Below are 16,886 nucleotides of genomic sequence, written 5' to 3' on the forward strand. Positions count from 1 at the left end.
CGGCCATGCAGGCATGCCCGCATGTCCATGGTGGCGCATGGCCGTCACTACAATGCGCCACCATGACAGATCTGCTTGCGGCGGCTGCGCCCGCGTCCCTGGAGCCGGCCCGCCTGTGGGCCTTGATCCCCTGTGCGGGCACGGGCTCGCGCGCCATCGCACCCGATGCGCCTGCGCCTGAACTGCCCAAGCAATACCACCTGGTGGCCGGTGCGCCCATGGTGGCGCACACGCTGGCCGCCTTTGCGGGTGCAGCGCGCGTGCACCACACGCTGGTGGTGATCGCGCCTGGCGATGATTTCTGGCGCCAGGGCCTGCCGGGCCCCTCGCCCACGCGCTACTCCACGGCGGCATGCGGAGGCGCCACGCGGGCCGAATCCGTGACCAACGGCCTGAAGGAGCTGCTGGCGCGCGGTGCGGGCGCGCACGACTGGGTGCTGGTGCACGACGCCGCGCGCTGCCTGGTGACGCCCGCGCTCATCGATGTCCTGATCGACGCCTGCGAGCACGATGCCGTGGGCGGCCTGCTGGCGCACAAGCTGCCCGACACGCTCAAGACGGCCGTGGCCGGGCCCAGCGGGGTGCGCGTGGCGGGCACGGTGGACCGCAGCGACAAATGGCTGGCGCAGACGCCGCAGATGTTCCGCATCGCGCCGCTGCTCGATGCGCTGCAGCACGCCGGCTCGGCCGTGACCGACGAGGCCAGCGCCATGGAGGCCGTGGGCCAGCGCCCGCGCCTGGTGCCCGGCGGCGCGCAGAACTTCAAGGTCACCTATCCGGACGATTTCGCGCTGGCCGCCGCCGTGCTGTCGCAGCGCGAGCGCAGCACCACGCTGGAGCGATACCGGGGCCAGCGCGACCATCCGCAGGCGTCGGGCAATCCATTTTTCTGAACCTGGAATGTTTCACATGAATTTTCGTATTGGCGAGGGCTGGGACGTGCATGCCCTGGTGCCCGGGCGCAAGCTGATCCTGGGCGGCATCGAGGTGCCGCACGAACTGGGGCTGCTGGGCCATTCCGATGCCGACGTGCTGCTGCACGCCATCACTGACGCGCTGCTGGGCGGCGCGGCGCTGGGCGACATCGGCCGGCATTTCCCCGACACCGACCCCGAATTCCGTGGCGCCGATTCGCTGGTGCTGCTGGTGGAAGCGGCGCGCCGCGTGCGCGCCACGGGGCTGGAGATCGGCAACATCGACAGCACCATCATTGCCCAGGCCCCCAAGCTGGCGCCGCACATTCCTGCCATGCGCGAGCGCATCGCCACGGCGCTGGGGCTGGCGCTGGACCAGGTCAACGTCAAGGCCAAGACGGCCGAAAAGCTTGGCCCCGTGGGCCAGCAGCAGGCCATGGAGGCGCGCGCCGCCGCCTTGCTGTTCCGCGCCTGACCGGAGGTGGCCATCCCCATGGCAAAAGGCCCCGGCGATCGGTCAACGATCGCCGGGGCCTTTGTATCTGCCGAACGTATCTGACGAACGCGCGCTGCGGGCTCAGTCCTCGCCGTCCAGGGCGCCGTCCTGCGCACGCGGGGGCAGCTGGCGCTTGATCTGCGGGCGCTGCAGACGCTGCTCGGGCTCGGCACCCTTGGCCACGCCCGAGGCACGCTGCAACTGAACATGGGCAACCAGCCCGCCCGTGGAGGAGTTGGACAGCGCAAACACGCCGCCCATGCGCTGCACCGTCTTGTCCACGATGGACAGGCCCAGGCCCGCCCCCGCTGCGGCCGTGCGCGCGGAGTCGCCGCGGAAGAAGGGCTGTGTCAGGCTGGCGAGCTGCTCGGGCGGCACGCCACGGCCATGGTCGCGGATGCGGATCACCACCCAGCTTTCGCGTTCCGATGCCGTCACATCCACGTGGGTGGTTTCGGTCTCGGGCGTCTTGCCGTAGCGGCGTGCGTTCTCAAACAGGTTGGAGATCACGCGCGCCAGTTCCACCTCGTCGGCCAGCACATAGACGCCTTCGGGCACGGCCATGCTGATCTGCAGCTCGCGGTGGTCCTGCACCGCATAGACGCAGGAGGACACCACGGCATGCAGGTTCACCGGGTTGAGGGTGACATGGTCGGGGCGGGCGTAGTCCAGGAATTTGTCGATGGTGGCGTCGAGCTGCACGATGTCGGCCACCATGTGCTCGCGTGCCACGTCGTCCACCACGCTCATCTCGGTCTCCAGCCGCAGGCGCGCCAGCGGCGTGCGCAGGTCGTGGGAGATGCCGGCCAGCATCACCGCGCGGTCCTGCTCCAGCTGGGCCAGTTTCTGCGCCATGCGATTGAAGCCGATGTTGACCTCGCGGATCTCGCTGGTGACGGCTTCCTCGTCCAGCTGGCTGGCGTCGAAGTCGCCATCTCGCACGCGGTTGGCCGCATAGCTCAACTGCTTGAGTGGCCGGTTGATCAGGCGCGCGATGGCCGCCGCCCCCGCCAGGGACAGCAGGCCGGCCGTGATCAGCCAGATCAGCCAGGTGCGCCCGCTGGCCGGCGTGAAGCGCGAGCGGTCCATCAGCAGCCAGGTGCGGTCGCCATTGATGGTGAAGCCCACCCACAGCCCCGGTTCGCCATTGACGCTGCGCGCCACGATGGTGCCGTAGCCCAGGCGGCGCGTGAGCTCCTCGGTCAGGCGCTTGCCCAGCGTGCTCTGGTCCAGCAGCTCGAAGCTGTCGCCAGGCTCGCGCGGCAGAATGCGCACGCCTTCCTGGTCGGCCATGGTCTTGATCAGCGAGACGCGGTTGATGGCATCCGAATGCACCAGGGCCGCGCGGCTGAGGTTGACCAGCGAGGCGATCTGCTGGGCGGTGTGCAGCGTGCGCGGCTCGAATTCGAAGGCGCGCAGCGTCTGCAGCCACGCCAGGATGCTGCCCACCAGCAGCAGGGCCAGCAGGCAGAAGGTACGCCAAAAAAGGTTGAGTCCCAGCGGAGAGCGCGCAGTCATGCGCCGCTCGTAGTCGAGGGGCGCAGGGCTGGTGGCGTCGTGGGGCGGGACGGTGAAGGAACTCATGGAATGCGGTTCGTCATTCTAGGGGCCGGCTGCGAGATTACGCCTGTGCCGGCCAGCCTGCGTTACCGGTTGTCTCGGGCGACAGGGTGAGGTTTTGGCGCTGCGCATTGTCAACGGCACATAAAACGTTACGGCCCCAACCCAGGGACGCCGAGCAAGAGCCGCCTCGCGGCGAGGGCGTCGTCCCCCTCCCGCGGAGCGAGAGAGGGGGAAGGCGCGCAGCGCCTCAGGGGGTGATGCATTTCAGTTCGCGCCGTCCGGTACGAACACATAGCCGACGCCCCAGACCGTCTGGATGTAGCGCGGTGCGGCGGCATCTTCCTCGATCAGCTTGCGCAGGCGCGAGACCTGCACGTCCAGGCTTCGGTCGAAGGGCTCGAACTCGCGGCCGCGCGCCAGCAGGGCCAGCTTCTCGCGCGACAGCGGCTGGCGCGGGTGGCGCACCAGGGCCTTGAGCATGGCGAATTCGCCCGTGGTCAGCGGCAGTTCCTCGCCGTTCTTTTGCAGCACGCGCGTGCCCAGGTCGAAGGTGAAGGGGCCGAAGCTCACCACTTCATTGTCGCCGGAAGGCGCGCCCGGCGCTTCCTGCGGCGGGCGGCGGCGCAGCACGGCATGGATGCGGGCCAGCAGTTCGCGCGGGTTGAAGGGCTTGCCCAGGTAGTCGTCGGCGCCCACTTCCAGGCCCACGATGCGGTCCACATCCTCGCCCTTGGCGGTCAGCATGATGATGGGCGTGCGGTCGTTGGCCGAGCGCAGGCGGCGGCAGATGGACAGGCCATCTTCGCCGGGCATCATCAGGTCAAGCACGATCAGGTCCACCGTTTCGCGCAGCAGGATGCGGTTCAGCGCCTTGCCATCTTCGGCAATCATGATCTCGAAGCCTTCCTGCGTCAGGTAGCGGCGCAGCAGGTCGCGGATGCGCGCATCGTCATCCACCACCAGGATCTTGTCGGTGCGGTTGGTCGTAGTGGCCATGTTCATCCTCGGTCGGTCATTTGTAACAGCCGCCATTGTTACCAGCTTGCGCCGAAAAGTCTGGACAAACCCCCGAAATATTGCCGTGTGTTACAGATGTTGCGTTTAAATTTAGAACGGAAAATGTGTCTTTAGAATATTTAACTATGGGTTTTCCATGTTGATGCATTTATCGTTGCAATAATGTTGTTAATTGAGGAGCCGGCAGGCCTGCTTGGCTCCACACCTGTCACCATCTGGCGGCATGCCGTAGCGAAAGGGCGGCATGCAGTTGTATCCCTGAACTACCTTTCATTTCAAAGGGTGAACGCATGAGCAAGCTTTCCAAACAGCTGTCCCGCCCCTGGGTCAAGTCCGTGGTCGCGGCCACTGCACTGGCCTGTGCCAGCGGTGCCTGGGCGCAGAACGCCGGCACGGCGCCGGCACAGCCTGCCAACGTGGTGCAGTTGTCTGCAGAAGGCTCGGTGGACGTGGTGCAGGACCTGCTGACCGCCACCTTGTCGGCCACGCGCGAAGGGCGTGATGCCGCCACGGTCCAGTCCCAGCTGCAGAAGGTGGTCGAGGCCGCCATGGCCGTGACCAAGCGCAGCGCCCAGCCGGGCCAGATGGATGTGAGCACCGGCAGCTTCGGCATCTATCCGCGCTATGGCAAGGACAACAAGGTGGAAGGCTGGCAGGGCCGCGCCGAGATTCTTCTGCAGGGCCGCGACTTCGCGCGCATCACGCAGACGGCGGCCCAGGTGCAGGACATGACGCTGTCGCAGGTGGGCTTCGGCCTGTCGCGCGAGGCCCGTGAAAAGGTCGAAGGCGAGGCCCAGGCCAAGGCCATCGAACAGTTCAAGCAGCGCGCCTCCACGCTGTCCAAGAGCTTCGGCTTTGCCAACTACAGCCTGCGCGAGGTCAACGTGAGCAGCAGCGATACCTCGGTGCCGATGCCGCGTCCGCGCATGATGGCCATGTCCGCCAAGGCCGCTGGCGCGGAAATGGATGCCGTGTCCGTGGAAGCGGGCAAGGCGCAGGTGATGGTCCACGTGTCGGGCTCGGTGCAGATGTACTGAGCAGGCGTGGGCCGCCCATGAAAAAAGGAGCGCCGTGGCGCTCCTTTTTTGACGTGAGCCGGTGCTGGCGCGCTTACTGCGCCGCCCAGCCGCCATCCATGTTCCAGGCCACGCCGCGCACGTTGGCTGCGGCGGGCGAGCAGAAGAACACGGCCAGTTCGCCCAGTTCCTCGGGCGTGGTGAACTGCATGGAGGGCTCTTTCTCGCCCAGCAGCAGCTTCTTGGCTTCTTCGTTGCTGATGCCGTGCTGCTCGGCCTTGGCGTCCACCTGCTTTTGCACCAGTGGCGTCAGCACCCAGCCGGGGCAGATGGCGTTGCAGGTGATGCCGGAGGTGGCGTTCTCCAGCGCCGTGACCTTGGTCAGCCCGACAATGCCGTGCTTGGCCGCCACGTAGGCAGACTTCTGCGCCGAACCCACCAGGCCGTGCACCGAGGCCACGTTGATGATGCGGCCCCAGCCCTTGCCGCCATCGGCCGCCTGCATCATGGGCAGGACCAGGCGCGAGGTGTGGAAGGCGCTGGACAGGTTGATGGCGATGATGGCGTCCCAGCGCTCGGGCGGGAAGTCTTCCACGCGCGCCACGTGCTGGATGCCGGCATTGTTCACGAGGATGTCGATCTGGCCGAAATTGCGCACGCTGTACTGGACCATGTCCTCGATGTCTGCCACGCGGCTCATGTCGGCGCCGTGGTAGGCGACCTGGGCGCCGGCGGCCTGGCCTGCGGCCAGCACTTCGGCACGGGGGCCGTCCACATCGCCGAAACCATTGAGCACGATATTGGCGCCCTGGCGGGCCAGCGCCTTCGCGATCCCGAGGCCGATGCCGCTGGTCGAGCCGGTCACGAGGGCGGTCTTGCCTTTCAACATAGAGAGTCTCCGAATGAATGTACGATGCAACACAGCCATTATCGGCGCCGGCTCCGCGAATGCGTTTCCATGAATCATCCTACGCTGAACTACGTATCCTGCCCGGGGGTTGCCGGGCGTGCCTCACCCTGGAGCCGTACTGCCAGCCCGGCTGCTCAAGAGAATGCTTCGCACCGCATGGCTTATTGGGAATGGAATCGCACCGGCGATCCGCACCATCCCCATGTCGTGGTCTGCGTGCACGGCCTTTCGCGCCAGGGGCGTGACTTTGATGCGCTGGCCGAGCGGCTCAGCGAACGCGCCCGCGTGATCTGCCCCGATGTGGTCGGGCGTGGCGAAAGCGACTGGCTGCAGGATCCGACCGCCTACCAGGTGCCTCTTTACGCAGCCGACATGCTGGCCTTGTTGGCCCAGGTGCATGCGCAGGCGCCTGTCGAACAATTGGATTGGGTGGGCACCAGCATGGGCGGGCTGATCGGCATGGCGCTTGCGGGCCAGCCGGGGCTGCCGCTGCCGGCGCCCATCCGCAGGCTGGTGCTCAACGATGTGGGACCTGTCATCGAGTGGTCTGCCCTGGAGCGCATAGGGCAGTACCTGGGCAAGGGCGCGCATTTTGAAAATCTTGAGCAGGCAGCCCATGCGCTGCTCTTGATTTCCGAAGGCTTCGGCCCACATAGCGAAGGGCAATGGTTGCGATTGACGCGACCTATGATGCGGCCGGCCGCCGATGGCGGCCTTGTCCTGCACTATGACCCTCAGATTGCGGTGCCCCTGCAGCACATGACGCGCGAGATGGCCCAGGCCGGCGAAGCGCTGCTGTGGCAGCTGTATGACCAGATCAAGGCACGCGTCTTGCTAGTTCGTGGTGCGCAGTCCGACCTGCTGACGGCGGCCACGGCACAGGCCATGGCGCAGCGAGGGCCGAAGGCGCATTGCGTGGAATTTGAAGGGGTGGGGCATGCGCCCACCTTCGTCGCGGCAGGGCAGGTGGCCTTGCTGTGCCGGTTCTTATGGGGAGAAGAGCGCTTGCCAAGCACCATGAATCTTGCCGAGCAGGCCAGGGAGAGTGACGAATGAAGACTGCCAGCAGCGAGGCCGCCGTGCAGGCGCCTTCGCCCGGCGCAGCCGCGCCGGGCCAGGTGCCGTCGGTGCTGCCGCACCTGATCACGGCCACGTCGCAGACCCTGCCCGAACAGGTCAACGCGCTGGCGCGCGCGCGCAGCTTTGCCGAGCCGCTGATCGCCACCGAGACCATGGAGTCCGGTGAGAACACCATGGCCCATGCCGATGCGGTGGCTGCCATCCTCAAGACCATCGGCGGCTCCGAAACCATGCAGGCGGCGATCTATCTGGTGCATGCCAGCGTGCACCTCAATCGCCCGCAGGAAGTGATCGCCAAGGCCTTTGGCGAGAATTTCGCCACCCTGGCCGTGGAAACCAACAAGCTCATGCGCGTGCAGGAGCAGGCGCGCGGCGCCGAGCTGGGCGGCCAGTACCTGGACGATGAGGCCACGCAGACCGAGAACGTGCGCAAGATGCTGCTGGGTTTCTCGCGCGACCTGCGCGTGGTGCTGCTGCGGCTGGCGTCGCGCCTGCAGACGCTGCGCTACTACGCGGCCAGCAAGCGCCCGGTCTCGCCCGGCATTGCGCGCGAGGCGCTGACGGTGTTTGCGCCGCTGGCCAACCGGCTGGGCATCTGGCAGATCAAGTGGGAGCTGGAGGATCTGTCCCTGCGCTTCCTGGAGCCCGAGACCTACCGCGAAGTGGCCCGCCTGCTCGATGAAAAGCGCGTGGAGCGCGAAGCCTATATGGAGCAGATGCGCGCACGGCTGGAGGCCGACCTGCGCGCGCACAGCATCAGCGCCACCGTGCAAGGCAGGCCCAAGCACATCTACAGCATCGTCAAGAAGATGCGAGGCAAGTCGCTGAACTTCGACCAGGTCTTCGACATCCGCGCCATGCGTGTCGTCGTGCCCACGATCAAGGACTGCTACGCCACCCTGTCCTGGGTGCATGAGCAGTTCACGCCCATCGAGGCGGAATTCGACGACTACATCGCCAAGCCCAAGCCCAACGGCTACCAGTCGCTGCACACCGTGGTGCGCGACGAGACGGGCCGCGCAATCGAGATCCAGATCCGCACCCAGGCCATGCACGACCATGCCGAGCACGGCGTGGCCGCCCACTGGGCCTACAAGGAGGCGGGCACCAAGGGATACGCGGGTGTCACGGCCAGCAGCGAGTACGACGCCAAGATCGCCGTGCTGCGCCAGCTGCTGGCCTGGGGCAGCGACCTGGCGGGTGCGCACCATCGGGGCCTGTTCGAGGACCGCATCTACGTGCTCACTCCCGATGCGGCCGTCATCGAGCTGCCGCAGGGCGCGACGCCCGTGGATTTCGCCTATTCGGTGCACACCAGCCTGGGGCACCGCTGCCGCGGCGCGCGCGTGGACGGCGCCATGGTGCCGCTGAACACGCCGCTGCAAAACGGCCAGACCGTGGAGATCACCACGGTCAAGGAGGGGCGCCCCTCGCGCGACTGGCTCAACGCCGACCTTGGCTACCTGACCAGCAACCGGGCCAAGGCCAAGGTGCGTGCCTGGTTCAATGCCCAGGCCACGCACGAGACCGTGGCGCGCGGCCGCGAGGCGGTCGAGAAACTGCTGCAGCGCGAGGGCAAGACGGCCGTCAAGCTGGAGGAGCTGGCCGTTCAGCTCGGCTTCAAATCGGCCGATGCCTTGTTCGAAGTCGTCGGCAAGGATGAATACTCGCTGCGCAACATCGAGACCGTGCTGCGACCGGCCGAGGCGGAGGAGGAAGTCGAGGAATTCTCCCCGGTGCGCAAGGCACGTGGCACGGACTCGCCCAAGGGCGGCGTGCTGGTCGTGGGCGTGGATTCGCTGATGACGCAGTTGGCCAAGTGCTGCAAGCCTGCGCCGCCGGACGACATCCGGGGCTTTGTCACGCGCGGCAAGGGCGTGAGCGTGCACCGCTGCGACTGCTCCAACTTCCGTGAAATGGCAGCGCGCAATTCCGAGCGCGTGATCGACGTGGCCTGGGGCCAGCCCAAGGCGGCGGCCGTGGCCTCGGCCGTCTACCCGGTCGATGTGTCCGTGGAAGCGGCCGACCGGCAGGGCCTGCTGCGCGATATCTCCGAAGTCTTTGCGCGGGAGAAGACCAATGTCATCGGCGTGCAGACCCAATCCGTCAAGGGAACGGCCTGGATGACCTTCACCGTGGAAGTGGCCGATTCCGGTCGCCTCAACAAGGTGCTGGGTATCGTGGCCGCCGTGGCGGGCGTGCGTTCGGCACGGCGGCGCTGAGCCTGTTCGGGTATTTTTGCCGGAGCCCTGGAAAACCCGTGCTAGAATCGCTTTCTCGAACAAACACAGGCGCGTAGCTCAGCTGGTTAGAGCACCACCTTGACATGGTGGGGGTCGTTGGTTCGAGTCCAATCGCGCCTACCAATTTTCCATTGCCAGATGGAATGCAAAAAGCCTTCTGATCACGCAGAAGGCTTTTTTGTTTGTGCGCCCGCCCACGATGGGGAGACTTGCCGGTCAAGGAGGCGGGCAGGGCCCGCGCTCCTCTGTCAGGAGGTCAGGTGCCGACTCCGGCCTGTGCCTGCAGGTAGTCGTTTTGCAGCAGGTACATGCGGATGGCGTTGCGGTACTGGCCGTTGGCGAAGAACTCGTCGATCAGCACGCCTTCCTGCACGAAGCCTATGCGCGCGTAGATGTGGATGGCCTTCTCGTTCTCCTGGTCCACATGGAGAAAGATCTTGTGCAGGTTGAGCGTCTTGAAGCCATAGTCCAGCGCCAGCCGCGTTGCCTGGGCTGCGATGCCCTGGCCCTGCTGCTCGGGGGCGATGATGATCTGGAACTCGGCGCGCCGGTGGATCAGGTCGATCTCCACCAGCTCGACGAGACCGGCGCGATCGCCCTGGTGCTCGACGATGAAGCGGCGCTCGGTCTGGTCGTGCACGTGCGCGTCGTAGAGCGCGGAAAGCTCGTCGAAGGTCTCGTAAGGCTCCTCGAACCAGTAGCGCATGATGGCGGCATTGTTGTTGAGCAGATGCACGGAGCGCAGATCTTCGCGCTCCAGGGGTCTCAGGCGGATGCTGTGATTCATGCGCTCATTGTGCGAGAGCCGCGGTATCCGGCTGCAGGCCACGGATTACCAGCCGGTAGATCAGATCGGCCGCCGTGTCGTAGTCGTCGGCGGTCAGTTCCGGCCGGCCCAGCAGCAGCGCGAACTGGGCCTGCTGGTCGGCGTAGGCCTGGGTCACGGACCAGAGGATGAACATCAGGTGGGTGAAATCCACGCGGGCAATCTTGCCCTGCGCCACCCAGCGCTCGAAGGCCTGCACGTCGGCTGCCAGTGCCGGGCCTACCTGGCTCGATATGGCCTGCCCGAAGCGGGGCGCGCCGGCCATCACCTCGCGCGTGAAGACACGGGAGCCATGGGGCCGCTCGCGCGAGGACTGCAGCTTGGCCCGGATGTAGATGCGCAAGGCCTCCGCCGGGTCGTCGCCGCGCAGCAGGTCGGACATGCCGGTCAGCCACTGCGTCAGCACATCGCCCAGCACGCGCAGATACAGCTCCTCCTTGCTGGCGAAGTAGTACAGCAGGTTGTGGCGGCTGAGGCCGGCGTCGTGCGCGATCAGTTCCAGCGATGCGCCTTCGAAGCCGTATTGCGCAAAGTGCAGTTCGGCCGTCTGCAGGATGTTCAGCTCCTTGCGCAGCCGTGCAGCGGTGGGCTTGCGCGTGGCCGATCGGGCCTGGGGGGAGGGCGCATTGTCAGAAAGGGTTGCCATTGCGCAGATGGTAAGTGGAGATAAGTGGCGCCATTTTGGTGCGATTGTCTGGCATCTTTCTTGCTGACGACTTTCTGGGTGATTTTACTGATTGGTAAATTTTTTCACCCGCGTAAATTCCGTTCCACCCCCCAGTGCGCCCGACAAGAGGCGTCACTTGCACATGCGAGGACCACGATGAAACCTCCGAAGACTGTGTTGCTGGATCCGGGGCCTTGCAGGAGTTCCTCCTGCGGGCCGCCTTGCGTTGTCCGAGATGGCCCGGCATGGCCCTGCATGCCGTGTCCCCCTTCACGCCCTCAATCCTGACTCTGGAGGATGCACCATGGATAGCCCCTCGCACCGCGCCTGCGGCATTGCCGCCGGCCGCCTGAACCTGGCCGACTACGCGGCCAATTTCTCCGACGCCCACCCCCCGCTGAACCGCGCCCAGGCCCTGATCGAGGCCGAGCGCTGCTACTACTGCTATGACGCGCCGTGCACCACGGCCTGCCCCACCAGCATCGATGTGCCGGCCTTCATCGCCCGCATCGCCCAGGACAACGTCCGTGGCGCGGCGCGCGAGATCCTGACGGCCAACCCGCTGGGTGGCATGTGCTCCCGTGTCTGCCCCACGGAGCAGTTGTGCGAGCAGGCCTGCGTGCGCAACACCCAGGAAGACAAGCCGGTCGAAATTGGTGCACTGCAACGCTATGCGACCGATGCCTTCCTGGCCTCCGGTGGTGCACCGCTGTTCCAGCGTGCCGCCGCCACGGACAGGAAGGTGGCCGTGGTCGGAGCTGGCCCTGCCGGCCTGACATGCGCGCACCAATTGGCGCTGCAGGGCCATGAGGTGGTGCTGTTCGATGCCCGGCCCAAGCTGGGCGGGCTCAATGAATACGGCCTGGCCAGCTACAAGACCCCCGGTGATTTTGCGCAAAAGGAAATCGACTGGCTGCTGTCCGTGGGCGGGATCACGCCGCGCAACAACCAGCGGCTGGGGCGAGATTTCACGCTGGATTCGCTGCTGGCAGAGCATGACGCCGTATTCCTCGGCCTGGGCCTGGCGGGCGTCAATGCGCTGGGCGCGGCCGAGCCGCAGGCCGAAGGCTTGCGCAATGCGGTGGACTTCATTGCCGACATCCGCCAGGCGGCCGACAAATCCACGGTGCCGGTGGGCCGGCGCGTGGTGGTGATCGGCGGCGGCATGACGGCGGTGGATGCGTCCGTGCAGGCCCGGCTGCTGGGGGCCGACGAGGTCACCATGTTCTACCGCCGGGGCAAGGATGCGCTGTCCGCCTCCTGGGTGGAGCAGGAATGGGCGCAGACCCATGGCGTCAACCTGCGGCTGTGGGCCGCGCCCCAGGAGATCCTGGTGCAGGACGGCAAGGTCTGCGGCGTGCGCATGGCCTGCACCCGCATGGAGGGCGACAGGCTGCAGGTGACGCAGGAGGTGTTCGACGTGCCGGCCGACATGGTGCTCAAGGCCATTGGCCAGACCTATGTCGCCACGCCGGCGGGCGCGGCCATTGCCTTGCGTGACGGCCGCATCGACACCGACGACGAAGGCCGCACCAGCGTGCCGCGCGTGTGGGCCGGCGGCGACTGCCGCGCCGGTGGCCAGGACCTGACCGTGCAGGCGGTGGAGCACGGCAAGGTCGCCGCGCGAGCCATGCACCAGGCGCTGACCAGCGCCGTGGCGGCCGGGGTTTGAGCGGCTGTGCCCGCGCTTTTCAAGGAGCATCGACATGGCAGACATCAGCAGCCGCTTTCTGGGCATTTCCAGCCCCAATCCGTTCTGGCTGGCCTCGGCACCGCCCACGGACAAGGAGATCAACGTCACCCGCGCATTCGAGGCCGGCTGGGGCGGCGTGGTGTGGAAGACGCTGGGCGAGGACCCGCATGTGGTCAACGTGAACGGGCCGCGCTACTCCACCCTCATGGCGCAGGACCGGCGCGTGATGGGCCTGAACAACATCGAGCTGATCACCGACCGGCCGCTGCGCACCAACCTGGAGGAAATGACCCGCGTGAAAAAGGCCTGGCCTGACCGCGCGCTGATCGCCTCGCTGATGGTGCCCTGCGTGGAGGAAAGCTGGAAGCGCATCCTGCCCATGGTGGAGGATACCGGCGCCGACGGGCTGGAGCTGAACTTCGGCTGCCCGCACGGCATGAGCGAGCGCGGCATGGGTGCGGCCGTGGGCCAGGTGCCCGAGTACATCCAGATGGTCACGCAGTGGTGCAAGCAGTACAGCCGGCTGCCGGTGATCGTGAAGCTCACGCCCAACATCACCGACGTGCGCTTTCCCGCGCGGGCGGCCAAGGCCGGCGGGGCGGATGCGGTGTCCCTGATCAACACCATCAACTCGCTGATGGGCGTGAACCTGGACACCCTGGTCATGCACCCCAGCACCGACGGCCAGGGCTCGCACGGCGGCTACTGCGGCCCGGCCGTGAAGCCCATCGCCCAGAACATGGTGGCCGAGATCGCGCGCGATCCGCAGACGGCGGGCCTACCCATCTCGGGGATCGGCGGCATCACCACCTGGAAGGACGCGGCCGAATACATCGCGCTGGGATGCGGCAATGTCCAGGTGTGCACGGCGGCCATGGTCTACGGCTTTCGCATCGTGCAGGACATGTGCGACGGGCTGTCCAACTACATGGACGCGCACGGCTTTGCGCGCATCGAGGACTTCCAGGGCCGGGCCGTGCCCACGGTCAGGGACTGGAAGGACCTCAACCTCAACCACATCGACAAGGCCGTCATCAACCAGGACAGCTGCATCCAGTGCGGGCGCTGCCATGTGGCCTGCGAGGACACCTCCCACCAGGCCATCACTTTCAGCAAGGAGGGCGGTGTGCGCCGCTTCGAGGTGGATGACACCGAATGCGTGGGCTGCAACCTGTGCGTGTCCATCTGCCCCGTGCCCGAGTGCATCACCATGCGCAGCCTGCAGCCGGGCGAGGTGGACCCCCGCACCGGCCAGACGGTCACCGGGGAGTATGCGAACTGGACCACGCACCCGAACAACCCCATGCGCCAGGCCGTGACGGCGCAGGGCTAGAGGGGGCATTGCGGCAGGTCGGCGCACGGCCCGCATCCGGGCCGACCTGGCACGAAATGCGCTTGATGGAAACGGTCAGACCCTGGATCAGCAATGGATTGGTGATTTCTCTCTTCGAGAAGGAGCTTCGCAATGTCGCATGCCCCGCATTCCGGTGAGTCCGCAGGCAGCCTGTGGAACCACGACCTCGCACCCACGCTGCCGAGCCAGCGCACCTGGACCTGGTACCACTTCGCCGCCCTGTGGATAGGCATGGTGATGTGCATCCCGGCCTACACGCTGGCCGCCAGCATGATCACGAACGGCATGTCGTGGTCGCAGGCGGTGATGACGGTGTTCCTGGGCAATCTCATCGTACTGATTCCCATGCTGCTCATCGGCCATGCCGGGGCCAGGTACGGCATTCCTTTCGCTGTGCTGGCCCGTGCCTCGTTCGGCACCCACGGCGCCAAGCTGCCGGCCATGCTGCGGGCCCTGGTGGCCTGTGGCTGGTACGGCATCCAGACCTGGTTCGGCGGCATGATGATCTACACCCTGCTGGGCGTGCTGCTGGGCCATCCGCTGGAAGGCGAGAAGATCGCTGGCCTGGGCATCAATGTGGGGCAGCTGGTGTGCTTTCTGGTGTTCTGGGCGATCCAGTTCTACTTCGTGGTGCATGGCATCGAGTCCATCCGCAAGCTCGAGACCTGGACAGCGCCGCTCAAGATCCTGATCTGCTTCGTGCTGCTGGGATGGGTCTACCAGAAGGCCGGCGGCTTCGGCCCCATCATGGAGCAGCCTTCGCAGTACGCGCCGGGCGGCCCCAAGGCGGGCCAGTTCATGTCGGTGTTCTGGCCGTCGCTGACGGCCATGGTGGGCTTCTGGGCGACGCTGGCCTTGAACATTCCGGACTTCACGCGCTTTGCCAAGTCGCAGAAGGACCAGGTGGTGGGCCAGGCCATCGGCCTGCCCGTGCCCATGGGGCTGCTGGCCATGCTGGCGGTGGTGGTGACATCGGGCACCGTGGTGATCTACGGCAAGGCCCTGTGGGACCCCGTGGATGTCGCCAGCCGCATGACGGGCGCGGCCGTGCTGATCGCGCTGATCGTGCTGCTGATCGACACCGTGAGTGTGAACCTGGCGGCCAACCTGGTCGGGCCGGCCTATGACTTCTCCGCCCTGGCGCCCAGGAAGATCAGCTACCGCGTGGGCGGCTACATGACGGTGGCCATTGCCATCGTGATGATGCCCTGGAAGATCCTGGAATCGACCGAGGGCTACATCTTCACCTGGCTGATCGGCTACTCGGCACTGCTGGGGCCGATCGCGGGCATTCTGATGGTGGACTACTTCCTGGTGCGTAAAAAGCAGCTGGTGGTGGAAGACCTGTACAGAGAAGAGGGCGTCTACCGCTACTCCAACGGCTGGAACTGGGTGGCCGTGGCCGCCTTCGCCCTGGGCGTGGCGCCCAACCTGCCCGGCTTCCTGCACGCGGCGTTCCCCGCCGCATTCCCGAACGTGGGTGATTTCTTCAAGCATGCCTATGACTACGCATGGTTCATCGGCCTGTTCATTGCCGGCGTGGTCTACCGCATCGGCATGGCAGGCCAGGTTACCAAGGGCGCGCCCGCGCTGAGCAAGGCATAGGCCGGACCAACCAACAGGAGGCATGACGCTATGGGTCAATCACAGGGTTCGGTATGGGTGCGTGGCGGCACGGTGGTGAATGCAGACCGGCAGGAGAAGGCCGATGTGCTGTGTGTCGATGGGGCGATCGCGGCCGTGGGGCCGGATGTGGCGGCCCTGGTGCCGGGCGGGGCGCAGGTGATCGATGCCTCGGGGCAGTTCGTCATGCCCGGCGGCATCGATCCGCATACCCACATGCAACTGCCCTTCATGGGCACGGTCACGGCCGATGACTTCTACACCGGTACGGCGGCGGCGCTGGCCGGCGGCACCACCAGCATCATCGATTTCGTCATTCCCGATCCGCAGGAGCCGCTGCTGGACGCCTACCGCAAATGGCGCGGCTGGGCCGAGAAGGCTGCGGCCGATTACTCCTTCCACGTGGCCGTCACCTGGTGGAGCGAAAGCGTCCATGCCGATATGGGCACGCTGGTGCGCGAGGAGGGCATCAACAGCTTCAAGCACTTCATGGCCTACAAGAACGCCATCATGTGCGACGACGAAACGCTGGTGAACAGCTTCAAGCGCGCGCTGGAGCTGGGCGCCATGCCCACGGTGCATGCCGAAAACGGCGAGCTGGTCTACCTGCTGCAGCAGGAAGTGGCCAAGATGGGCATCACCGGGCCCGAGGGCCATCCGCTGGCCCGTCCGCCCATGGTGGAGGCCGAGGCGGCCAACCGCGCCATCGCCATCGCCGGCGTGCTGGGCGTGCCCATCTACGTGGTGCATGTCAGCTGCACCGAGGCGGCTCAGGCCATTGCCGCGGCCCGTGCACGCGGCCAGCGCGTGTATGGCGAAGTGCTGGCCGGCCATCTGGTGATCGACGAAAGCGTGTACCGCGACCCCGACTTCGCGAAGGCTGCGGCCCACGTGATGAGCCCGCCCTTCCGCGCCAAGGGCCACCAGGAGGCCTTGTGGCAGGGCCTGCAGTCGGGCCAGCTGCACACCACGGCCACCGACCATTGCACCTTCTGTGCCGCGCAGAAAGCCATGGGCCGGGACAACTTCGCCAAGATCCCCAACGGCACCGGCGGCGTGGAGGAGCGCCTGGCCGTGATCTGGGATGCGGGCGTGAACACCGGCCGGCTGACGCCCAGCGAATTCGTGGTCATCACCTCGGCCAACACGGCCAAGCTTTTCAACATCTATCCGCGCAAGGGCCTGGTCGGCGTGGGCGCCGATGCCGATCTGGTCGTCTGGGACCCTGCCGCCACGCACACCCTGTCGGTCAGGACCCAGCATTCCAAGGGCGACTACAACATCTTCGAGGGGCGCACCGTGCAAGGCATGCCCAGCCACACCATCAGCCAGGGCGTGGTGGCCTATGCGCAGGGCGATCTGCGTGCCGAGATGGGCAAGGGGCGCTATATCAAGCGCCCGGCCTTCGGCCCCAACTTCGACGCGGTGCAGCGCCGCGCCGCCACGCTGCAGCCCACGGCCGTGGCGCGCTGAAGCCCGCATGA

14 protein-coding genes and 1 tRNA gene are annotated in these 16,886 nt (G+C 66.4%); 10 read left to right on the forward strand and 5 right to left on the reverse strand.

The window, feature by feature from the left end; translation table 11 throughout:
* Window positions 1-62 precede the first annotated feature (62 nt).
* Window positions 63-893 (forward strand): 2-C-methyl-D-erythritol 4-phosphate cytidylyltransferase, encoded by an 831-nt coding sequence (gene ispD, locus GRX31_RS10820; RefSeq protein WP_160852595.1) that lies wholly within the window; start codon window positions 63-65, stop codon window positions 891-893.
* Between the two features lie 16 nt (window positions 894-909).
* The gene (gene ispF / locus GRX31_RS10825; RefSeq protein WP_013803157.1) at window positions 910-1,389 is read left to right on the forward strand and encodes a 2-C-methyl-D-erythritol 2,4-cyclodiphosphate synthase; all 480 of its coding nucleotides are present in this window, start codon (window positions 910-912) and stop codon (window positions 1,387-1,389) included.
* Window positions 1,390-1,491: 102 nt separating this feature from the next.
* On the opposite strand, the gene GRX31_RS10830 is transcribed toward ispF, so the two are convergent.
* Window positions 1,492-2,994, reverse strand: coding sequence for an ATP-binding protein (locus tag GRX31_RS10830; RefSeq protein ID WP_012204699.1), 1,503 nt, complete (start codon window positions 2,992-2,994; stop codon window positions 1,492-1,494).
* A 243-nt stretch (window positions 2,995-3,237) separates the two neighbouring features.
* The gene (gene ompR, locus GRX31_RS10835) at window positions 3,238-3,975 is read right to left on the reverse strand and encodes an osmolarity response regulator transcription factor OmpR (protein WP_017404718.1); all 738 of its coding nucleotides are present in this window, start codon (window positions 3,973-3,975) and stop codon (window positions 3,238-3,240) included.
* 305 nt (window positions 3,976-4,280) lie between these two features.
* On the opposite strand from ompR, the gene GRX31_RS10840 reads away from it, so the two are divergent.
* Entirely contained in the window at window positions 4,281-5,027 is a 747-nt protein-coding gene (locus GRX31_RS10840; RefSeq protein ID WP_016445271.1) for an SIMPL domain-containing protein, read from the forward strand.
* 73 nt (window positions 5,028-5,100) lie between these two features.
* On the opposite strand, the gene GRX31_RS10845 is transcribed toward GRX31_RS10840, so the two are convergent.
* A complete protein-coding gene (locus GRX31_RS10845) occupies window positions 5,101-5,895 on the reverse strand; it encodes a 3-hydroxybutyrate dehydrogenase (RefSeq protein ID WP_016445272.1) in 795 nt (264 codons plus the stop codon).
* A 69-nt stretch (window positions 5,896-5,964) separates the two neighbouring features.
* On the opposite strand from GRX31_RS10845, the gene GRX31_RS10850 reads away from it, so the two are divergent.
* From GRX31_RS10850 to GRX31_RS10860, 3 genes are all read left to right on the forward strand, one after another.
* Complete coding sequence (locus GRX31_RS10850; RefSeq protein ID WP_200903739.1) at window positions 5,965-6,972, forward strand: alpha/beta fold hydrolase; 1,008 nt, start codon at window positions 5,965-5,967, stop codon at window positions 6,970-6,972.
* Window positions 6,969-9,218 (forward strand): RelA/SpoT family protein, encoded by a 2,250-nt coding sequence (locus GRX31_RS10855; protein ID WP_016445274.1) that lies wholly within the window; start codon window positions 6,969-6,971, stop codon window positions 9,216-9,218. Before GRX31_RS10850 ends, GRX31_RS10855 begins: the two co-directional genes overlap by 4 nt.
* Before the next feature lie 67 nt (window positions 9,219-9,285).
* Window positions 9,286-9,362: transfer RNA gene (locus tag GRX31_RS10860), tRNA-Val, on the forward strand.
* Between the two features lie 133 nt (window positions 9,363-9,495).
* Here GRX31_RS10860 and speG read toward each other — a convergent pair.
* The gene (speG, locus tag GRX31_RS10865) at window positions 9,496-10,026 is read right to left on the reverse strand and encodes a spermidine N1-acetyltransferase (RefSeq protein WP_016445275.1); all 531 of its coding nucleotides are present in this window, start codon (window positions 10,024-10,026) and stop codon (window positions 9,496-9,498) included.
* A gap of 4 nt (window positions 10,027-10,030) precedes the next feature.
* Window positions 10,031-10,711: a TetR/AcrR family transcriptional regulator gene (locus GRX31_RS10870; protein WP_160852597.1), complete on the reverse strand. Its 681-nt coding sequence runs from the start codon at window positions 10,709-10,711 to the stop codon at window positions 10,031-10,033.
* Between the two features lie 325 nt (window positions 10,712-11,036).
* Here GRX31_RS10870 and GRX31_RS10875 point away from each other — a divergent pair, with 325 nt between their 5' ends.
* The 4 genes from GRX31_RS10875 to hydA all read left to right on the forward strand — a co-directional run bounded on the left by GRX31_RS10875 (window position 11,037) and on the right by hydA (window position 16,875).
* A complete protein-coding gene (locus GRX31_RS10875) occupies window positions 11,037-12,404 on the forward strand; it encodes an NAD(P)-dependent oxidoreductase (RefSeq protein WP_160852599.1) in 1,368 nt (455 codons plus the stop codon).
* A 34-nt stretch (window positions 12,405-12,438) separates the two neighbouring features.
* Window positions 12,439-13,758: an NAD-dependent dihydropyrimidine dehydrogenase subunit PreA gene (gene preA, locus GRX31_RS10880; RefSeq protein ID WP_013803150.1), complete on the forward strand. Its 1,320-nt coding sequence runs from the start codon at window positions 12,439-12,441 to the stop codon at window positions 13,756-13,758.
* A 132-nt stretch (window positions 13,759-13,890) separates the two neighbouring features.
* Window positions 13,891-15,384 carry an NCS1 family nucleobase:cation symporter-1 gene (locus GRX31_RS10885; RefSeq protein ID WP_016445279.1) on the forward strand — a complete coding sequence of 498 codons (1,494 nt, stop codon included), beginning with the start codon at window positions 13,891-13,893 and terminating at the stop codon, window positions 15,382-15,384.
* Window positions 15,385-15,414: 30 nt separating this feature from the next.
* Window positions 15,415-16,875, forward strand: a complete 1,461-nt coding sequence (hydA, locus tag GRX31_RS10890; protein WP_160852601.1) for a dihydropyrimidinase — start codon at window positions 15,415-15,417, stop codon at window positions 16,873-16,875.
* The last annotated feature ends 11 nt before the right edge of the window (window positions 16,876-16,886 follow it).

It is taken from the genome of Delftia sp. CH05, from assembly GCF_009827015.1.
In the GTDB taxonomy this organism is placed as follows: Bacteria; Pseudomonadota; Gammaproteobacteria; order Burkholderiales; family Burkholderiaceae_C; genus Comamonas; species Comamonas tsuruhatensis.

Excerpts from the sequence above, each read along its gene's own strand:
- GRX31_RS10855 (WP_016445274.1), top strand. The coding sequence starts at position 6,969 with ATGAAGACTGCCAGCAGCGAGGCCGCCGTGCAGGCGCCTTCGCCCGGC.
- ompR (WP_017404718.1), bottom strand. The coding sequence starts at position 3,975 with ATGAACATGGCCACTACGACCAACCGCACCGACAAGATCCTGGTGGTG.
- ispF (WP_013803157.1), top strand. The coding sequence starts at position 910 with ATGAATTTTCGTATTGGCGAGGGCTGGGACGTGCATGCCCTGGTGCCC.
- GRX31_RS10840 (WP_016445271.1), top strand. The coding sequence starts at position 4,281 with ATGAGCAAGCTTTCCAAACAGCTGTCCCGCCCCTGGGTCAAGTCCGTG.
- speG (WP_016445275.1), bottom strand. The coding sequence starts at position 10,026 with ATGAATCACAGCATCCGCCTGAGACCCCTGGAGCGCGAAGATCTGCGC.
- GRX31_RS10830 (WP_012204699.1), bottom strand. The coding sequence starts at position 2,994 with ATGAGTTCCTTCACCGTCCCGCCCCACGACGCCACCAGCCCTGCGCCC.
- hydA (WP_160852601.1), top strand. The coding sequence starts at position 15,415 with ATGGGTCAATCACAGGGTTCGGTATGGGTGCGTGGCGGCACGGTGGTG.
- preA (WP_013803150.1), top strand. The coding sequence starts at position 12,439 with ATGGCAGACATCAGCAGCCGCTTTCTGGGCATTTCCAGCCCCAATCCG.
- GRX31_RS10845 (WP_016445272.1), bottom strand. The coding sequence starts at position 5,895 with ATGTTGAAAGGCAAGACCGCCCTCGTGACCGGCTCGACCAGCGGCATC.
- ispD (WP_160852595.1), top strand. The coding sequence starts at position 63 with ATGACAGATCTGCTTGCGGCGGCTGCGCCCGCGTCCCTGGAGCCGGCC.
- GRX31_RS10870 (WP_160852597.1), bottom strand. The coding sequence starts at position 10,711 with ATGGCAACCCTTTCTGACAATGCGCCCTCCCCCCAGGCCCGATCGGCC.
- GRX31_RS10850 (WP_200903739.1), top strand. The coding sequence starts at position 5,965 with ATGAATCATCCTACGCTGAACTACGTATCCTGCCCGGGGGTTGCCGGG.
- GRX31_RS10885 (WP_016445279.1), top strand. The coding sequence starts at position 13,891 with ATGTCGCATGCCCCGCATTCCGGTGAGTCCGCAGGCAGCCTGTGGAAC.
- GRX31_RS10875 (WP_160852599.1), top strand. The coding sequence starts at position 11,037 with ATGGATAGCCCCTCGCACCGCGCCTGCGGCATTGCCGCCGGCCGCCTG.